Source organism: Pseudomonas sp. RIT-PI-o (genome assembly GCF_001297215.1).
In the GTDB taxonomy this organism is placed as follows: domain Bacteria; phylum Pseudomonadota; class Gammaproteobacteria; order Pseudomonadales; family Pseudomonadaceae; genus Aquipseudomonas; species Aquipseudomonas moraviensis_A.
Genome location: NZ_LHPA01000018.1, coordinates 112330 through 129106 on the forward strand (window position 1 = coordinate 112330; position 16777 = coordinate 129106).

A 16777-nucleotide genomic window follows, 5' to 3' on the forward strand; every position below is an offset into this window, starting at 1 on the left:
GCATTAACTACTACAATTTTTTCAACCTCAGCCGGATTGGCAGGTGAGCCATTTATCACCGAGTCGCTTCAAGGCTCTTGGCTTATAGCTTTGTTTGCGGTTGGTATCAGCCAAACACACTATTGGAGTAAAGATATTGTCCAGACTCGCTGAATTTCGTGCAGCTGAAAAGGCCCTTCAGGAACAGCTCAAACAGCTGGAATCGCTGAAGAACGATGCCGGGCTCAAGAAAGAAATCGAATTCGAAGAGAAGCTCCAGGGACTGATGAAAAGCTACGGCAAAGGCTTGAAAGACATCATCGCCATTCTCGATCCGAACCCGGCAAAGTCCGGCCTGCAAGCGCCTGCAGCGCCCAAGACCCGCCGCGCTCGCGTGGTCAAGGTTTACCAGAACCCACACACTGGCGAACTGATCGAAACCAAGGGCGGCAATCATCGCGGCCTGAAAGCCTGGAAAGAACAGTACGGTGCATCCACCGTTGATTCCTGGTTGCGCGGTTAATCTGACGCCGGCAAAAAGCCCTGCTCGATGCAGGGCTTTTTTATTGACAATATCTAACAAATGAAATGATTTTCATCAAATAAGTTAGAATTTTGTGTAACGTTAGTGAGTCAGTCGCTTAAACATTCTGCTGCGCGATGTTGCCGTGAGAACCTGATAAAACTTTGTGCTTAATCCTTTCCGGTATTCAAATTTCAGCGACTTAGTACGAACGTCTATAGTTTCAGGCTGTTGCGAGCAGCCACTATTTCGTCCTCGCTCGCCTTATAAACCGCTGCCTGGCCGGCGTATGAAAGTACATAAGCCTTGTCCGATTGCACAGCTGCCACCAACGTTTGTGATAATACGTGCCGGCCATTTTCGGTTACCGTGCAGGTCGTCTCCAGCCCGGTCAATGAACCCAGTGCTGCGGGATGAATCCTGTTGCACACGCTTTGATAACCACTGCGGAAAAAATCCTTCTGAATGGATTTGCGCATCTCCAGCAGCACACCCTGCAAATTGACCTGATGCCCCGCCTCCACCTGGCTCATGGTCAACTCCATCACCATCACCTGGTTACCATCGGCATCGTGCTTCACCGCCCTTTGTCGCGAGACCGGCGCTGCGGTGTCCGGCAAGGCTTCAACTTCCCAGCCTGCCGGCCAGGTGATGGCTGGTTCGGCCACCGCCGGAAAAACCACGGTCGACGACAAGACAAAAAAAACAAACACGGATTTGAACAGTCGGATCATTGCCGGACGCACTCGCAGGTAGAAGGCAAAGTCTGAGCCCCGCCTTCGCGCAGGACAAGCCCGCCTTGCATTTGGCGATGCCGGCCGGCATGCGTATCATTGCGCCCATACACTTGCCCATTGTTATTGGAGGGCCCATGAGCCTCAACGAACTGAACACTTTTCCCGGCGTGACTGCCACGCCAGACAGCGCAACCCGCAACTTCGTGTTCAACCACACCATGCTGCGCGTCAAGGACATCACCAAGTCGCTGGATTTCTACACCCGCGTGCTGGGTTTTTCGCTGGTCGAGAAACGTGATTTCCCGGAGGCCGAGTTCAGCCTGTACTTTCTCGCGCTGGTCGACAAAGCACAGATCCCGGCTGACGCCGCTGCACGCACCGAGTGGATGAAATCGATCCCGGGCATTCTCGAACTGACCCACAACCACGGCACCGAAAACGATGCCGACTTCGCCTATCACAACGGCAACACCGACCCGCGCGGCTTCGGCCACATCTGCATTTCGGTGCCGGATATCGTCGCGGCATGTGCACGTTTTGAAGAACTGGGTTGCGATTTCCAGAAGCGCTTGACCGATGGCCGCATGAAGAGCCTGGCGTTCATCAAGGATCCGGATGGTTACTGGGTTGAAATCATTCAGCCTGCGCCGCTGTAAAAGCTGAAAGCCCCTCACCCTAGCCCTCTCCCAGAGGGAGAGGGGACAGATTGCGGGATGCTGGAGAATTACGCCGACTTGAATGATTGGCGGTGAATCCATAATCGACCGGCGCTCTCAGGTCGATGGATGAGTTCAGACACCTCGGTCGGCTCCCTCTCCCTCGGGAGAGGGCTGGGGTGAGGGGCAGCTTTACGCGCGCATAAAAAAACCCATGATCGCTCATGGGTTTTTTCATTTCAGCCCTGACGATTACCCCGGTGCCGAAGTCCGGATCAAGTGATCGAACGCACTCAGCGAAGCCTTGGCGCCCTCGCCTACCGCAATCACGATCTGCTTGTAAGGCACAGTCGTCACATCACCGGCTGCGAAGATCCCCGGGATCGAAGTCTCGCCACGGTTATCGACAATGATTTCGCCACGCGGCGACAGCTCGATGGTGCCCTTCAGCCAATCGGTGTTGGGCAGCAGACCGATCTGCACGAAGATGCCTTCCAGTTCGACCGTGCGCAGCTCATCAGTGCTGCGATCCTTGTAGCGCAGGCCGTTGACCTTCTCGCCGTTGCCGGTAACTTCAGTGGTTTGCGCACTGGTGATCACGGTGACGTTCGGCAGGCTGTGCAGTTTGCGTTGCAATACGGCGTCGGCGCGCAGTTGCACGTCGAACTCCAGCAGCGTGACGTGCGAGACGATACCGGCCAGATCGATGGCTGCTTCAACGCCGGAGTTACCGCCGCCGATCACTGCCACGCGCTTGCCCTTGAACAGCGGGCCGTCGCAGTGCGGGCAGTACGCCACACCTTTGTTGCGGTATTCCTGCTCGCCCGGGACGTTCATTTCGCGCCAGCGTGCGCCGGTCGCGAGGATTACGCTCTTGGCTTTGAGGGTTGCACCGCTGGCGAAGCGGACTTCGTGCAGCTCGCCATTCTTGCCCGGGATCAGCTTGTCGGCACGTTGCAGGTTCATGATGTCGACGTCGTATTGCTTGACGTGTTCTTCCAGCGCCGTGGCCAGTTTCGGGCCTTCGGTTTCCTGTACGGAAATGAAGTTTTCGATGGCCATGGTGTCCAGCACCTGACCGCCGAAGCGCTCAGCAGCGACGCCGGTGCGGATGCCTTTGCGTGCGGCATAGATCGCGGCCGAAGCGCCGGCCGGGCCCCCGCCGACGACCAGTACATCAAAGGCTTCCTTGGCGCTGATCTTCTCGGCCTGACGCACGATGGCGCCGGTGTCGAGTTTGGCGAGGATTTCTTCCAGACCCATGCGGCCCTGGCCGAAGTTTTCGCCGTTCAGGTAGATGCTCGGCACAGCCATGATCTTGCGATCGTTGACTTCGTCCTGGAACAACGCGCCGTCGATGGCGACGTGGCGGATGTTCGGGTTGAGCACGGCCATCAGGTTCAACGCCTGGACGACGTCCGGGCAATTCTGGCAAGACAGCGAGAAATACGTCTCGAAGCTGAACTCGCCTTTGAGCGAGCGGATCTGCTCGATCACTTCAACGCTGGCCTTCGACGGGTGGCCGCCGACTTGCAGCAGGGCCAACACCAGGGAAGTGAATTCGTGGCCCATCGGGATACCGGCAAAACGCAGGCTGATGTCGGCTCCGGGGCGGTTGATCGAGAACGATGGCTTGCGCGCGTCGTCACCGCTGTCGATCAAGGTAATCTGGCTCGAAAGACTGGCAACGTCTTTCAGCAGGTCAAGCATTTCACGGGATTTCGCACCGTCGTCGAGGGATGCAACGATCTCGATCGGTTGGGTGACCCGTTCCAGGTACGATTTCAACTGGGCTTTAAGATTGGCGTCCAACATACGGGCGATTTCCTTTGTTTGAGGCGAAAAAAAGCCCGAGCGAATCTCGCCCGGGCATTTTTATTGGGCGGTGCAGCTAACTTAAGAAGGTGCGGCGTACCGCCCTGTGTTGCATGTCACAGACTCAGATCTTGCCAACCAGGTCCAGGGACGGAGCCAGAGTGGCCTCGCCTTCTTTCCACTTGGCCGGGCAAACTTCGCCTGGGTGTGCAGCGACGTACTGAGCAGCCTTGATCTTGCGCAGCAGCTCGGAAGCGTCACGGCCAACGCCGCCATCGTTCAATTCAACGATTTTGATCTGGCCTTCAGGGTTGATCACGAAGGTGCCACGGTCAGCCAGGCCAGCTTCTTCGATCAGCACGTCGAAGTTGCGGGAGATGACGTGAGTCGGGTCGCCGATCATGGTGTATTCGATTTTGCCGATGGCTGGCGAAGTGTTGTGCCAGGCAGCGTGAGCAAAGTGGGTGTCGGTCGAAACACTGTAGATTTCCACTCCCAGCTTCTTGAACTCAGCGTAGTTGTCGGCCAGGTCTTCCAGCTCGGTCGGGCACACGAAGGTGAAGTCGGCTGGGTAGAAGAACACTACGGACCACTTGCCTTTCAAGTCAGCATCCGAGACTTGAACGAAGTCGCCGTTTTTGAACGCGGTAGCTTTGAACGGTTTTACTTGGCTGTTGATGATAGGCATCGATGACTCTCCGTCAGGGGTTATGAAGTTGATGGGTGAATCCTACCCCACTCACTCGACGGAAGGCTCATTGGCAAACCTGATACTGCTGATTTGTTTTCGCTATTAGCTGACTATATTAATAGAAGAAAACGATCTCTATGGTTGATCCGGCTTATCCATAATCCGAGCCATTCCCTGGAATGGGCTGACCTCAACATAGCGCATGGCAGATTTCATGTCCTTCCAGCCGACGTAACTCATCAGCGATTTCAGATCCCAACCGCTTTGATGCGCCCAGGTTGCAAAGCCGCGCCGCAACGAGTGACTGGTATAACCGGCGGCGGCAATCCCGGCGCGCTGCAAGGCCTGGCGCAGCAGAGGAATGATGCTGTTGGCGTGCAGGCCCTCTTCGCTCAGATTGCCCCAGCGATCAATACTGCGGAATACCGCGCCGCGCACCAGTGCTGCCTCTGTGATCCAGTCGATATAAGCCTGCACCGGGCACAGCTTCAACAACGCCGGGGCTTGACAGGTCTGTCCGAGATTTTCCCGATCACCCTTACTGCGCGGCAGATACAACGTGATTCCCTTGCCGGCACTCGCCTGCACATGCTCGACCTGCAAGCGGCACAACTCGTCGCTGCGAAAGCCCCGCCAGAAACCCAACAGAATCAGCGCACGATCACGATGGGCCTTGAGCAATGTCGGGCGGTCCTGCTCTTGCCGGGCGGTCTGCGCTTCGTGCTCCAGCCAATCGATCACTCGCTGCAGATCCTGTAGTTGCAACGGCTCGGCCTGTTTTTCCTGCGCTGGATGCAAGGCGCGAATCCCCTTGAACACCTTGCGCACCACTGGCGCCTTGGTCGGGTCGGCAAACCCTTGGCTGTTGTGCCACTGCGCCAGCGCCGACAGACGCAGTTTCAGCGTATTGATCGACAACACGCCGGCGTGCTCCACCAGATAACGCGCAACGCTGTCGGCGGTGGCCGGCAGGAAACCGCCCCACGACACCTCGAAATGCTCGATGGCCATGCGATAGCTGCGGCGGGTGTTGTCACGGGTGGCGGCTTGCAGATAGCGATCAATGTCAGTCATGGGCAGTTTTCTCGCTGGCGTACTGGATCAGGCATGCAGATGCGCATTTTGCCGCCTGACACTGGGTAATACCAGTATATCCCGCCTGTTTTATTTCAATTATTTACCTACATTTTTAGCGTGGTACACTGCGTACTTTAGTGGCATGTACCACAGTACGTAACCGTAGGAGTTCACATGGCCCGTGGCGGCATTACCAAAGCACTGGTGCAAATCGCTCGCACAGCGATCCTGGCTCGCGGCGAACACCCGAGCATCGATGCAGTACGCATCGAAATGGGCAACACCGGCTCGAAAACCACGATCCATCGCTACCTGAAAGAATTGGACGATGGCGCCCAGCCGACAGAAGCCTCGGCAGAACCGATAGATGATGAGTTGACCACCCTCGTCTCGCGCCTTGCCCAACGCCTGAAAGAACAGGCGCAGGAGCCCATCGAGCAAGCCCGCGAGCAGTTCGAAGAGCAACGCGAAGCACTGGAAGCCGAGCTGAAACAGGCTCGCCAGGCGCTGGAAAAACTCGAACACGACCACGATATTCAGGGCGCCGCGCTGCAACGCGAATCCGAAGCGCTGACCAGCACCCGCTCGATGCTGCAAACCGAACAAACGCGCAACGCCGGCCTAAATCAGGCATTGGCCGACTTTGAATTGCGCTTGCAGGACAAGGACGAGCAGATTCGCTCACTGGAAGAAAAGCATCTGCACGCCCGCGATGCGCTGGAGCATTACCGCAATGCGACCAAGGAACAGCGCGAGCAGGAACAGGCCCGCCATGAAGGGCAAATCCAGCAGATCCAGGCCGAACTGCGCCAGGCTCAGCAGAGCGCGCTGGTGCGTCAGAATGAGATCACTCAGCTGCACCGCGACAACGAACGCCTGCTCACCGAGAACCGTGGCACACAGCGCGAGCTGAACCTGCTGCAGGACCAGCTCAAGCAGAGCAATCAGCGTCAGGATCAATTGCTCGAGCAGGCCACGCGCATGGACAGCGAGCGCACCCTGCTCCAGGAACGTCTACGCGTGGCGACACTGGAAAGCCAGGCGCTCAAACAGAGCGTCGACGAGCAGACGCAGCTCAATCAGTCACTGGAAAAGGAATTGCTCAAGGCTCAGGCAAGCCTGGAAGACAGCCAGCGTCTGGCGGCTGCCGTTGCAGCAGCGCCAGATTCGGCCAAAGCGAAGGATGTTTAAGCGCTGACCGGTGTGCGCATGGTGACGAACTCTTCGGCGGCCGTCGGGTGCACCCCGATGGTGTCGTCGAAGTCGCGCTTGGTCGCGCCGGCCTTCAAGGCAATCGCCAGGCCCTGCACGATCTCGCCAGCGTCCGGGCCGACCATATGGCAGCCAAGCACCTTGTCAGTCCTGGCGTCGACCACCAGTTTCATCAGGGTTTTCTCCTGACAGTCAGTCAGGGTCAGCTTCATCGGCCGGAAGCGGCTTTCGAAAATCACCACCTCATGGCCGCATTCGCGCGCTTCCTCTTCGCTCAGACCGACCGTGCCGATGTTCGGCAGGCTGAACACCGCCGTCGGGATCATCTTGTAATCCACCGGGCGATATTGCTCTGGCTTGAACAAGCGTCGAGCCACGGCCATGCCTTCAGCCAGTGCGACCGGGGTCAATTGCACGCGACCGATGACATCGCCCAGCGCGAGAATTGACGGCTCGGTGGTTTGATACTCGTCGTCGACTTTGATGAAGCCCTTGTCGTCGAGCTGCACATCGGTGTTTTCCAGGCCAAGATTGTCCAGCATCGGACGCCGACCGGTGGCGTAGAACACGCAATCGGCTTCGAGTACGCGACCATCCTTGAGCGTTGCTTTCAAGCTACCGTCGGCCTGCTTGTCAATGCGTGCGATGTCGGCATTGAATTGCAGATCGAGACCGCGCTTGGTCAACTCTTCCTGCAGATGCTTGCGTACCGAGCCGTCGAAACCACGCAGGAACAGATCGCCGCGATACAACAGCGTCGTGTTGGCACCGAGGCCGTGGAAGATTCCGGCGAACTCGACGGCGATATAACCGCCACCCACCACCAGCACACGCTTGGGCAGCTCTTTGAGGAAGAACGCCTCGTTCGAACCGATCGCGTGGTCATGCCCCGGGATCTCAGGGATCTGCGGCCAGCCGCCGGTGGCGATCAGAATGTTTTTCGCGGTGAAGTGCTCACCATTGACCTCGACCTCGTGCGGCCCGACGATTTTGGCGTGCGCTTCGTGCAGGGTCACGCCACTGTTGACCAGAAGATTGCGGTAAATGCCGTTGAGGCGATTGATCTCGCGATCCTTGTTGGCGATCAGCGTGGCCCAGTCGAAGTTCGCTTCGCCCAGGCTCCAGCCAAAACCGGACGCCTGCTCGAAGTCCTCGGCAAAGTGCGCGCCGTAAACCAGCAGCTTTTTCGGCACGCAGCCGACGTTGACGCAGGTCCCGCCCAGATAACGACTCTCGGCCACCGCCACTTTCGCCCCGAAACCGGCAGCAAACCGCGCAGCCCGCACACCGCCGGAACCGGCACCAATCACATAAAGGTCAAAATCGTAGGCCATTTCTATCTCCTCGGCAGGCCATCAGCATACCCGCAGTCATCCATTGGGCAAGCACTGCCGTTTATATAAGGACGGAAAATGAAAAAGCCACCCGAAGGTGGCTTTATCTTGCAGACGGGGCAAAAGCTTTTAGTAGGCCTTGCCAGTCTTGTAGAAGTTTTCGAAGCAGAAGTTGGTCGCGTCGATGTAGCCTTCAGCGCCACCGCAGTCGAAACGCTTGCCCTTGAACTTGTAGGCCATGACGCAGCCGTTCTGGGCCTGCTTCATCAGGGCGTCGGTGATCTGGATTTCACCGCCCTTGCCTGGCTCGGTCTGTTCGATCAGGTCGAAGATGTCCGGGGTCAGGATGTAACGACCGATGATCGCCAGGTTCGACGGCGCGTCTTCCGGCTTCGGCTTCTCGACCATGCTGTGCACGCGATAGATGTCGTCGCGGATCATTTCGCCAGCAATCACACCGTACTTGTTGGTTTCTTGCGGATCGACTTCCTGGATGGCGACGATCGAGCAGCGGAACTGCTTGTACAGCTTGACCATCTGGGTCAGCACGCCGTCGCCGTCAATGTTTACGCACAGGTCGTCCGCCAGGACCACGGCGAAGGGTTCGTCACCGATCAGCGGGCGGCCAGTCAGGATCGCGTGGCCCAGACCCTTCATTTCGGTCTGACGGGTGTAGGAGAACGAGCACTCGTCCAGCAGCTTGCGGATGCCGACCAGGTATTTTTCCTTGTCGGTGCCCTTGATCTGGTTTTCCAGCTCGTAGCTGATGTCGAAGTGGTCTTCCAGAGCACGCTTGCCACGACCGGTAACGATGGAGATTTCAGTCAGGCCCGCGTCCAGTGCTTCTTCAACGCCGTACTGGATCAGTGGCTTGTTTACCACCGGCAGCATTTCTTTAGGCATGGCTTTGGTCGCTGGGAGGAAGCGAGTGCCGTAACCGGCTGCTGGAAACAAGCATTTCTTGATCATATAAGTCCTTGAAAAGGCTGTGTGTACGAGTTTCGAGGCAGTCTAATCAGGCGGCGTGCGCCTTACAATGCCCCGCGCTGGCTAACCGATGCCAACATAGAGAAATATTCGCGCGGATAGTTCCGTCGAGGTTTTTCAGCGGCGAATTCAGCGTAGCCCAGGATCGTGAGCATCGGGGTCACCATACGCTTATCAGCTCCCAATGCGAGCATTTGCCGCTATCATGGCGCCTTTGAACCAGCGAATGAGACAGACTAGATGGCCGCGGTAAAAATCATCAACGGGTATGTGATCGACAAGAAAGACGGCAAGTGGACGCTGACCACCACCAATGGCGAACACATCGCCGGGCCTTTCGACAGTGAACAGATGGCGACGGATGTGGCCTCGGTATTCACCGATACGCCTGCATCATCCAAGCGTCGTGGCAAAGATCAGGACTGATCCCGTTGCCGCACGCCCCAGGCCCTGCCAGCACGCAGGGCTTTTTTGTGCCTTGTTGGCAAACAAGTGGCCAATCGCTATAACCTTTTCATCGCGGCGCTGTCAGAGCCTCCAGTCCCCCACTTGAAGACCACGCAACCATGAACCTGAACAAACTGCAGCCGCTCTTCGCGGCATTGGTACTGAGCGGCTGTGCCACCTCGCAGCCGACCTATCTGAACAATGGCGAACAGGGCCTGAGCATCGATTGCTCCGGCGAAGCCAACTCCTGGGCAATGTGCTACGAGAAAGCCGACGCTTCTTGCGCAGGCACCGGCTATCGCATCGTCGGCACCGACGGCACACCGGCGCCAAAGGAAGATGATAAAACCCTCGGCGTCGACGTCGGCAATTACAAGACCCGCAACGTCGTGGTCGTGTGCAAATAGTCGCTACATGTGGATTTCGGCGAACTTGATCCCGAGGCCACGGACGACCTCGATCAACTCGTCGAGCCGACTGAAAGACTCGACTTCATCATTGTCGTCCACCAGGAAGTAGCTGCGCCCTGCACTCTTCTTGAAAAACACGATCCATTCACCGGGATTCGCCGGGTTCTGGATGATATGGGTGGCAGAGACAAGGCCCTCTGCATGGCGCTCGCGCACGTGCTCTCGCTTCATCGCAACTCCAAAAATGACAATGCCGTCACAGCAGGACTGTGACGGCATCGGATGCTGATGTTCAGTAGTCTATCAGCCGGAAATACAGGCGTTCGCGGCTTTCTGCACATCGTGGGGGCGAACCGGCACATTCGACATTCGCTCATGCAGTTTGATGCTGCTGCCGCCAGCACGATCTTCGATATCAAATACCGCTGCCGGGCCTGAAGACAGTTTGCCCGGGACGATCACCCGAACCCCATCCTTCTGCGGCTGGACCTGCAGCGCGCCACGGCTGTCAGCAAGCTTGTCGGTCAGGCACTGCGCGTACTCCTGAGGCTTTTTGCCGGAGATCACGCTCATGGTTGGCAGCGTTTCATTGATTTCGGAAACATTTGCACAACCGGCCATCGCCAGAATCAACGGCACACACGCCACACCCCACTTCATATAAATCCTCCGTTAAAGACCGTCCGACAGCATGAATGCCGCTTTTCTCCGGGGCCTTGCGCATTTAACCCGCATGCCATTGCGAATATCTGTTCAAAATTTGTCAAAGCATCGCCCGACGGCCAGATAATAACCCGTGCGGGCTGATAAACTGCGTCCATCGACAAGCTATCGTTTTGATTTAGTAGAAAAAGCCCTTCTGGAGGCGCCCATGAAATTCATTCACCAGCGCGAGCACCTCAACGAAGACGACATCGTCGTCATTCAATGCTCGCAGATGTGCAACATCCGTTTGATGAACGACGCCAACTTCCGCAGCTTCAAAAACGGCGGCCGTCATACCTATCACGGCGGCGCGTTCGACACCTTCCCGGCGCGCATCACCGCGCCGAGCACCGGCTTCTGGAACATCACCATCGACACCGTCAATCGCCGCGCAATCAGCGTGACGCGCAAGCCGACGCTGACCCATTCGATCAAGATCATCCGTCGCTCCAGCACCAAACTGAGCTGAGACGCGCAGCCTATTCTGAAAGGAAACCACCACCGTGGCGCAAACAACCAAATATGTGATCAAGTACAAACTGGACGGCGAGCAGCGTTTCGACTTCGCAGAACTCGAAAACGGCACTGACGAGGAAGCGAAAGCGGCGCTGAAAAAAATGCACGCTGATGAAGAGCTCAGTGACATCAAGGTCAGCAAAGCGCTGTAACCGACACCATGCAACCGACCACCTTTGACCTGTTCGCCGACAACGAACCCGTACAGCAACCCCGCGCCGAGCAGATCGGCGAGCAATCGTGGGTGCTGCGCGGGTTCGCCTTGCCTCGGGTCGAGCAACTGCTGACGGCGCTCAAGGTCATTCTTGCTGCCGCGCCGCTCCGCCACATGGTGACGCCGGGTGGGTTCAGCATGTCGGTCGGCACCAGCAGTTGCGGGCAACTGGGCTGGATCACCGATCGCAGCGGTTACCGCTATTCCAGCGTCGATCCACTCAGCGGCTTGCCATGGCCGTCGATGCCGGCGGTGTTTGCCGATCTGGCGCACGAGGCGGCAGCGCAAGCCGGCTTCAAGGATTTCCATGCCGATTCCTGCCTGATCAACCAATATGTGCCCGGCGCCAAGATGTCATTGCATCAGGACAAAGACGAAAAGGGCTTTGCTGCGCCCATCGTTTCATTGTCGCTGGGTCTGCCGGCGATGTTTCTGTTTGGCGGCTTCGAGCGCGGCGATAAAAGCCAGCGCATCCCGCTGCTGCATGGCGACATGGTGGTCTGGGGCGGCGTGGATCGCCTGCGCTATCACGGCGTGCTGCCGATCAAACCCGGCCATCACCCACGCTTGGGCGAACGACGTATCAACATCACCTTCCGCGTCGCCGGGGATCAGTAAAAGTTTGACCGCAAGGCGCGGAGTGTTGCGAGCTACGATGCTGGTTAACCTGAGCCAAACAGGTCAACGGATTACTCGTCATGGAAACGCTTTCGAACACCATCAACATTGAAGACGATCCACGCTGGGCCGCCGTGGTTGCCCGCGACCCGAGTGCTGACGGGCAATTTGTCTACGCGGTAAAGACCACCGGCGTCTATTGCCGTCCGAGCAGCCTTGCGCGCTTGCCCAAACCGCAGAACGTCGAGTTTTTCGATACCCCTGAACTGGCCGAAGCTGCCGGGTATCGTCCAAGCAAACGCGCCAGCAAGGTCCAGAATGACGCGCAGCAAGCAGCGATCATTGCTGCGGCCTGTCGGCAGATCGAGGCGTCCGAGACGTTGCCGGCGCTCGACAACCTAGCGGCCAGCGCCGGGCTCAGCCCTTTTCATTTCCATCGAATATTCAGAGCTGCGACAGGCCTGACGCCCAAGGCTTACGCCACGGCGCAACGCTCGCGCAAGCTGCGTGCACGACTGGCGGACGGCGGTTCGGTGACCGATGCGCTGTATGACGCGGGCTTCAATTCCAACAGCCGTTTCTACGCAGCAGCCGATCAACTGCTGGGCATGAAGCCGACTGACTACCGCGGCGCCGGACAGAACAACGACATTCGCTTTGCCGTCGGCCAATGTTCGCTTGGGGCGATTCTGGTGGCGCAGAGTGAACGGGGGATTTGCGCGATTCTGCTGGGCGACGATCCACATCAGTTGGTCTGCGACCTGCAGGATCAATTTCGCAACGCCAACCTGATCGGTGCCGACCGTGATTTCGAACAGTTGATCGCCAGCGTCGTCGGCTTTGTCGAAGCACCGGCGACGGGCCTGACCTTGCCGCTGGATATACGCGGCACCGCGTTTCAGGAGCGCGTCTGGCAGGCGCTGCGCGAGATCCCCGCAGGCAGCACCGCCAGTTACGCCGAGATCGCGCAACGCATCGGCGCACCGACTTCGATGCGCGCGGTGGCTCAGGCGTGCGGCGCCAACCGCTTGGCGGTGGCGATTCCCTGCCACCGCGTGGTGCGCAGCGACGGCAATCTTTCCGGCTACCGCTGGGGCGTCGAGCGCAAGCGTCAGTTACTGGCGCGTGAACTCAACGATTGACGTCGACCACCACCCTGCCCCGCAGTTGCCCGGCAAGCAGTCTGGGTGCGGCCTCAAGGGCTTCGCGCAAACTGATTTCGTGACTGATCAGCTTCAGCAAGGAGAAATCCAGATCCCTGGCCAGTCGGTCCCAGGCCTCGATACGGCGCGCCTTGGGCTGAGTCACGCTGTTGATCCCCGCCAGCGTCACACCGCGCAGAATGAACGGCGCTACCGAGGCCGGAAAATCCATGCCCTGGGCCAGTCCGCACGCCGCGACCACACCTTCCGAGCGTGTGCTGGCGCAAGCATTCGCCAGCGTGTGACTACCGACCGAATCGACCACCGCCGCCCAGCGCTCCTTGGCCAACGGCTTGCCCGGCTCGGACAAGGTGGCCCGATCGATGATTTCAGCAGCGCCCAGTTGCTGCAGATATTCATGCTCGGACACCCGCCCTGTAGATGCCACCACTCGGTATCCCAACGTGCTGAGCAAGGCGATGGCAAAGCTGCCGACCCCGCCATTGGCGCCAGTGACCAGCACTTCGCCTTGATCCGGTTTAACCCCATGACGCTCCAGCGCCAGAATGCACAGCATCGCCGTATAACCTGCCGTGCCAACGGCCATCGCTTGCGCCGGCGTAAAGGCCTTGGGCAGCGGAATAAGCCAGTCGCCATTGAGGCGGGCTTTCTGCGCCAGTCCGCCCCAGTGGTTTTCACCGACGCCCCAACCGTTGAGCAGCACCTGATCGCCGGCCTTGAAATCCGGGTGCGAACTGGACTCGACCGTTCCTGCCAGATCGATCCCCGGCACCATGGGAAACTTGCGCACCACCGGACTGCTGCCGGTGATGGCCAGCCCATCCTTGAAATTCAGGGTGCTGTACGCCACGTTCACGCTGACGTTGCCTTCGGGTAACTGTTGCTCATCGATTTGCTGCAGGTTGGCGCGATGACCGTTGTCGTCTTTGTCGATCAGAATGGCGTTGAACATGACGGCCTCTCGAAGATGATTTGAAAGAAAGCATGCCTTGAAATAGCACATCGCAACACATTGCCACACTCGACTTTGCGCTAACCGCTCAATCAGCCGGGTGAATCCATGGCGGGCGGCTATGCTCTTTCGACGGTTGTGTTTTTCCGGTTTCGCCTTGCAAACCGGCCTGTCGATGGAGCTGACGATGCTTTTCCTGCGCGCTTTACCCACGTTGCTGATGTTGTGTCTGCTGACGCTTGGCAATGCCTGGGCAGCCGCCCCGGCAGCAAAGCCGGATGCGGCGCCAAGCGAGCCGACCTGGCCGCAAGTGATCAGCAGCGGCAAGAGCAAGCTGACGGTGTATCAGCCGCAGCTCGACAACTGGGACGGCTACACGCTCAATGCCCGCGCGGCCGTCGAAGCCACGGCCGCCGACGGCAAATCCACCTATGGCATCGTCGAGTTCAGCGCTCACACTCTCGTAGACAAGGCCACTCGCTGGGTCGCGCTCGATCAGTACCAGATCCTCAAAGCCGAGTTTCCCGCCGATGCCAAACAGGCCGACACATGGCTCGCCATCCTGAAAAAAGATGCCGAGAGCCGCAAGAAAACCATCTCTCTCGATCAACTGGAAGCGGCAGTCGGCGTGCTGAACGCCGAACGGAAAGCCGACGGCGCACCACTGGAAAACACTCCGCCGACCATCGTCAGCTCCGACAGCCCGGCAATCCTCGTGTATATCGACGGTGAGTCGGCTTATCGGCCAGTGGAAGGTACCGAGCTGCAACGGGTGATCAACACGCGCCCATTGCTGCTCAAGGATGCGCAAGGCAAACACTACCTGCATGTATTCGACGGCTGGATGGTTGCAGATAAATTGAACGGCGATTACACGCGCCTTGCTGCGCCGCCGGCCAATCTGGAAAAAGCCAGACAGGCGGCGATCAACAGTCGCCAGGTGGACCTGCTCACCGGGCAAAGCGATCCGAAGGACAAGGTCCCCAGCCTTGCCAAGCCGCCACAGCCGAAAATCTTCATCGCCACTACGCCAACGGAACTGCTGGTCACCGACGGCGCCGCGCAATGGCAACCGATTCAGGGCACCAGCCTGTTGTACGTGAGCAACACCACCGGGCACATCTTCAAGGAAATCGGGGATCAGAATAGTTACGTGCTGATTTCCGGGCGCTGGTTTCGCGCCAGCGACATGAACGGACCATGGACCTTTGTCCCGGCAGACAAACTGCCCACCGACTTTGCCAATATTCCTGACGACAGCGCGAAAGAGAACGTCAAGGCTTCGGTCGCCGGTACGCCACAGGCTCAGGAGGCTGCGATTGCCGCCACCATCCCGCAGACCTCGGCGATCAGGAAAAGCGCGGTGAAGATGACCACACCGCAATTTGACGGCGAGCCGCAGCTCAAAGCGATCAGCAATACGCCACTGCAATACGTGATCAACAGCGCCACGCCGATCATTCGTGTCGACAACGACAGTTGGTGGGCCGTGGAGAATGGCATCTGGTTCAGCGCCACCTCGGTGGACGGCCCCTGGAGCGTGGCTACTTCAGTCCCAGCGGTGATTTATTCGATCCCGCCCGGTTCACCGATGCATTACCTCACCTACGTGAAGGTCTACGAGTCCAGTGGCGATACCGTGGTCGTCGGCTACACCCCAGGTTATCAAGGCTCGACGCTGGACCCGGCGACCGGCGTCGTGGTGTATGGCACCGGTTATCCGTACACGCCGTGGGTCGGCAGTGTCTGGTACGGGCCGCCGGTGACCTATGGTTTTGGCGTCGCGATCCGCTACACGCCGTGGACCGGCTGGACCTTCGGCTTCGGTTTCGGCTGGAGCTGGGGCGGCAGCACGAACGCAATGGGCTGGGGTTGGGGCGCGTATCCGTGGTGGGGAAATTACGGCTGGGGTTACGCATGGGGTCCGCGTCTGTACCCGGCGCCGCTGGCCTGGGGCGGCGCGGCCTACGGTTATCGCGGCGGTGCCGTGGCATGGGGCCCGGGTGGCTGGGCCGGGACCACCGGCAATCTTTATCATCAGTGGGGCGACCGCGCGACCGTCAGCCGTTATGGCGCCGGCTACAACGCCTGGACCGGCAATCGCTGGGCCGGTGAGGTCGGTGCCTCGTACAACTCGCGCACCGGTATTGCCGCCGCTGGCCAGCGTGGCGCGGTGCACAACGCCTATACCGGCAATTACGCCGGCGGACGCAGCGGCATAGCGGCCGGACCGAACGGCGGCGCGATCGTTGGCGAACGGGTGACGGCCGGCAACGTCCGCACCGGAACTAAAGTCAGCGCCAATCGCGGCGCGGTCTACAACCCCAATACTGGCAACACCACGCAATACGGCGGCATTCACGGCCGCAACGGCGGCGCCGCCCGGGTCGGTGACAACGTTTATGCCGGGCGCGACGGCAACGTTTACAAGAAAACCGACAAAGGCTGGCAGTCCGTGGCCGGCGGCGGTGCCAACCGAACCCAACCCGCGAACAACAATGCGCAGCTACAAAACCTCAATCGCGAATCCGCCGCGCGCAATCTCGGCAACCAGCGCACGCACAACTACAACCGGTCCTCGCAAATGATGAACCGTTCGTTTGGCGGCGCTGGAGGTGGCGGACTGCATCGACGCTGAAAAACTGCACGTGATGTTCAGAATTTCAGACTGGCCCCGCAGCCGGTTTTGCTGCTAAAACCGGTTGCCGTCCCTGCCCGTTTCATCGTTCGGAGAATTGCTA

General features: G+C 58.8%; 19 protein-coding genes. 10 read left to right on the top strand and 9 right to left on the bottom strand.

What is annotated here, in order from left to right; all coding sequences use genetic code 11:
• Positions 1-136: 136 nt before the first annotated feature.
• A complete protein-coding gene (locus AEQ63_RS08290) occupies positions 137-502 on the top strand; it encodes a histone-like nucleoid-structuring protein, MvaT/MvaU family (protein ID WP_042606858.1) in 366 nt (121 codons plus the stop codon).
• 215 nt (positions 503-717) lie between these two features.
• On the opposite strand, the gene AEQ63_RS08295 is transcribed toward AEQ63_RS08290, so the two are convergent.
• On the bottom strand, positions 718-1236 hold the full coding sequence (locus tag AEQ63_RS08295) for a DUF4946 domain-containing protein (protein ID WP_064362745.1): 519 nt from the start codon (positions 1234-1236) through the stop codon (positions 718-720).
• Positions 1237-1373: 137 nt separating this feature from the next.
• Between AEQ63_RS08295 and gloA the strand changes: the two genes are divergently transcribed.
• The gene (gloA, locus tag AEQ63_RS08300; RefSeq protein ID WP_039762746.1) at positions 1374-1895 is read left to right on the top strand and encodes a lactoylglutathione lyase; all 522 of its coding nucleotides are present in this window, start codon (positions 1374-1376) and stop codon (positions 1893-1895) included.
• Positions 1896-2147: 252 nt separating this feature from the next.
• On the opposite strand, the gene ahpF is transcribed toward gloA, so the two are convergent.
• From ahpF to AEQ63_RS08315, 3 genes are all read right to left on the bottom strand, one after another.
• Positions 2148-3710, bottom strand: a complete 1563-nt coding sequence (gene ahpF, locus AEQ63_RS08305; protein WP_064362747.1) for an alkyl hydroperoxide reductase subunit F — start codon at positions 3708-3710, stop codon at positions 2148-2150.
• A gap of 124 nt (positions 3711-3834) precedes the next feature.
• Positions 3835-4398 (bottom strand): alkyl hydroperoxide reductase subunit C, encoded by a 564-nt coding sequence (gene ahpC / locus AEQ63_RS08310; protein WP_016774916.1) that lies wholly within the window; start codon positions 4396-4398, stop codon positions 3835-3837.
• Between the two features lie 138 nt (positions 4399-4536).
• Complete coding sequence (locus AEQ63_RS08315) at positions 4537-5475, bottom strand: site-specific integrase (protein ID WP_064362749.1); 939 nt, start codon at positions 5473-5475, stop codon at positions 4537-4539.
• A gap of 177 nt (positions 5476-5652) precedes the next feature.
• Between AEQ63_RS08315 and AEQ63_RS08320 the strand changes: the two genes are divergently transcribed.
• Positions 5653-6669 carry a DNA-binding protein gene (locus tag AEQ63_RS08320; protein ID WP_064362750.1) on the top strand — a complete coding sequence of 339 codons (1017 nt, stop codon included), beginning with the start codon at positions 5653-5655 and terminating at the stop codon, positions 6667-6669.
• Here the strand turns inward: AEQ63_RS08320 and gorA are convergent.
• Both gorA and galU read right to left on the bottom strand, forming a co-directional pair.
• Positions 6666-8024, bottom strand: coding sequence for a glutathione-disulfide reductase (gorA, locus tag AEQ63_RS08325; RefSeq protein WP_064362753.1), 1359 nt, complete (start codon positions 8022-8024; stop codon positions 6666-6668). The genes AEQ63_RS08320 and gorA overlap by 4 nt on opposite strands.
• A 129-nt stretch (positions 8025-8153) precedes the next feature.
• Positions 8154-8993 (bottom strand): UTP--glucose-1-phosphate uridylyltransferase GalU, encoded by an 840-nt coding sequence (galU, locus tag AEQ63_RS08330; protein ID WP_024013124.1) that lies wholly within the window; start codon positions 8991-8993, stop codon positions 8154-8156.
• Between the two features lie 258 nt (positions 8994-9251).
• On the opposite strand from galU, the gene AEQ63_RS08335 reads away from it, so the two are divergent.
• Both AEQ63_RS08335 and AEQ63_RS08340 read left to right on the top strand, forming a co-directional pair.
• Positions 9252-9437, top strand: coding sequence for a hypothetical protein (locus AEQ63_RS08335; protein WP_016774922.1), 186 nt, complete (start codon positions 9252-9254; stop codon positions 9435-9437).
• A gap of 140 nt (positions 9438-9577) precedes the next feature.
• Positions 9578-9865, top strand: coding sequence for a hypothetical protein (locus AEQ63_RS08340; protein WP_042606852.1), 288 nt, complete (start codon positions 9578-9580; stop codon positions 9863-9865).
• A 3-nt stretch (positions 9866-9868) separates the two neighbouring features.
• On the opposite strand, the gene AEQ63_RS08345 is transcribed toward AEQ63_RS08340, so the two are convergent.
• On the bottom strand, positions 9869-10099 hold the full coding sequence (locus tag AEQ63_RS08345; protein ID WP_042606851.1) for a hypothetical protein: 231 nt from the start codon (positions 10097-10099) through the stop codon (positions 9869-9871).
• Between the two features lie 72 nt (positions 10100-10171).
• Positions 10172-10528 carry a hypothetical protein gene (locus tag AEQ63_RS08350; protein ID WP_042606850.1) on the bottom strand — a complete coding sequence of 119 codons (357 nt, stop codon included), beginning with the start codon at positions 10526-10528 and terminating at the stop codon, positions 10172-10174.
• A 211-nt stretch (positions 10529-10739) separates the two neighbouring features.
• On the opposite strand from AEQ63_RS08350, the gene AEQ63_RS08355 reads away from it, so the two are divergent.
• The 4 genes from AEQ63_RS08355 (at position 10740) to ada (ending at position 13063) form a co-directional block, all read left to right on the top strand.
• A complete protein-coding gene (locus AEQ63_RS08355) occupies positions 10740-11042 on the top strand; it encodes a DUF1883 domain-containing protein (RefSeq protein WP_007912251.1) in 303 nt (100 codons plus the stop codon).
• A gap of 34 nt (positions 11043-11076) precedes the next feature.
• Positions 11077-11241 (top strand): hypothetical protein, encoded by a 165-nt coding sequence (locus AEQ63_RS28750; RefSeq protein WP_177330591.1) that lies wholly within the window; start codon positions 11077-11079, stop codon positions 11239-11241.
• 8 nt (positions 11242-11249) lie between these two features.
• Positions 11250-11921, top strand: coding sequence for a DNA oxidative demethylase AlkB (gene alkB / locus AEQ63_RS08360; RefSeq protein WP_064362755.1), 672 nt, complete (start codon positions 11250-11252; stop codon positions 11919-11921).
• Between the two features lie 80 nt (positions 11922-12001).
• Positions 12002-13063 carry a bifunctional DNA-binding transcriptional regulator/O6-methylguanine-DNA methyltransferase Ada gene (gene ada, locus AEQ63_RS08365; protein ID WP_064362757.1) on the top strand — a complete coding sequence of 354 codons (1062 nt, stop codon included), beginning with the start codon at positions 12002-12004 and terminating at the stop codon, positions 13061-13063.
• Here the strand turns inward: ada and acuI are convergent.
• Complete coding sequence (gene acuI, locus AEQ63_RS08370) at positions 13053-14036, bottom strand: acrylyl-CoA reductase (NADPH) (RefSeq protein WP_064362758.1); 984 nt, start codon at positions 14034-14036, stop codon at positions 13053-13055. The two genes, ada and acuI, sit on opposite strands and share 11 nt — an antisense overlap.
• 187 nt (positions 14037-14223) lie before the next feature.
• Here acuI and AEQ63_RS08375 point away from each other — a divergent pair, with 187 nt between their 5' ends.
• Positions 14224-16674: a hypothetical protein gene (locus AEQ63_RS08375; protein ID WP_064362829.1), complete on the top strand. Its 2451-nt coding sequence runs from the start codon at positions 14224-14226 to the stop codon at positions 16672-16674.
• The last annotated feature ends 103 nt before the right edge of the window (positions 16675-16777 follow it).

What these genes read in the sequence shown, in the direction of transcription:
- AEQ63_RS08295 (WP_064362745.1), bottom strand. Translation starts at nt 1,236, where the DNA reads ATGATCCGACTGTTCAAATCCGTGTTTGTTTTTTTTGTCTTGTCGTCG.
- gloA (WP_039762746.1), top strand. Translation starts at nt 1,374, where the DNA reads ATGAGCCTCAACGAACTGAACACTTTTCCCGGCGTGACTGCCACGCCA.
- ahpF (WP_064362747.1), bottom strand. Translation starts at nt 3,710, where the DNA reads ATGTTGGACGCCAATCTTAAAGCCCAGTTGAAATCGTACCTGGAACGG.
- ahpC (WP_016774916.1), bottom strand. Translation starts at nt 4,398, where the DNA reads ATGCCTATCATCAACAGCCAAGTAAAACCGTTCAAAGCTACCGCGTTC.
- AEQ63_RS08315 (WP_064362749.1), bottom strand. Translation starts at nt 5,475, where the DNA reads ATGACTGACATTGATCGCTATCTGCAAGCCGCCACCCGTGACAACACC.
- AEQ63_RS08320 (WP_064362750.1), top strand. Translation starts at nt 5,653, where the DNA reads ATGGCCCGTGGCGGCATTACCAAAGCACTGGTGCAAATCGCTCGCACA.
- gorA (WP_064362753.1), bottom strand. Translation starts at nt 8,024, where the DNA reads ATGGCCTACGATTTTGACCTTTATGTGATTGGTGCCGGTTCCGGCGGT.
- galU (WP_024013124.1), bottom strand. Translation starts at nt 8,993, where the DNA reads ATGATCAAGAAATGCTTGTTTCCAGCAGCCGGTTACGGCACTCGCTTC.
- AEQ63_RS08335 (WP_016774922.1), top strand. Translation starts at nt 9,252, where the DNA reads ATGGCCGCGGTAAAAATCATCAACGGGTATGTGATCGACAAGAAAGAC.
- AEQ63_RS08340 (WP_042606852.1), top strand. Translation starts at nt 9,578, where the DNA reads ATGAACCTGAACAAACTGCAGCCGCTCTTCGCGGCATTGGTACTGAGC.
- AEQ63_RS08345 (WP_042606851.1), bottom strand. Translation starts at nt 10,099, where the DNA reads ATGAAGCGAGAGCACGTGCGCGAGCGCCATGCAGAGGGCCTTGTCTCT.
- AEQ63_RS08350 (WP_042606850.1), bottom strand. Translation starts at nt 10,528, where the DNA reads ATGAAGTGGGGTGTGGCGTGTGTGCCGTTGATTCTGGCGATGGCCGGT.
- AEQ63_RS08355 (WP_007912251.1), top strand. Translation starts at nt 10,740, where the DNA reads ATGAAATTCATTCACCAGCGCGAGCACCTCAACGAAGACGACATCGTC.
- alkB (WP_064362755.1), top strand. Translation starts at nt 11,250, where the DNA reads ATGCAACCGACCACCTTTGACCTGTTCGCCGACAACGAACCCGTACAG.
- ada (WP_064362757.1), top strand. Translation starts at nt 12,002, where the DNA reads ATGGAAACGCTTTCGAACACCATCAACATTGAAGACGATCCACGCTGG.
- acuI (WP_064362758.1), bottom strand. Translation starts at nt 14,036, where the DNA reads ATGTTCAACGCCATTCTGATCGACAAAGACGACAACGGTCATCGCGCC.
- AEQ63_RS08375 (WP_064362829.1), top strand. Translation starts at nt 14,224, where the DNA reads ATGCTTTTCCTGCGCGCTTTACCCACGTTGCTGATGTTGTGTCTGCTG.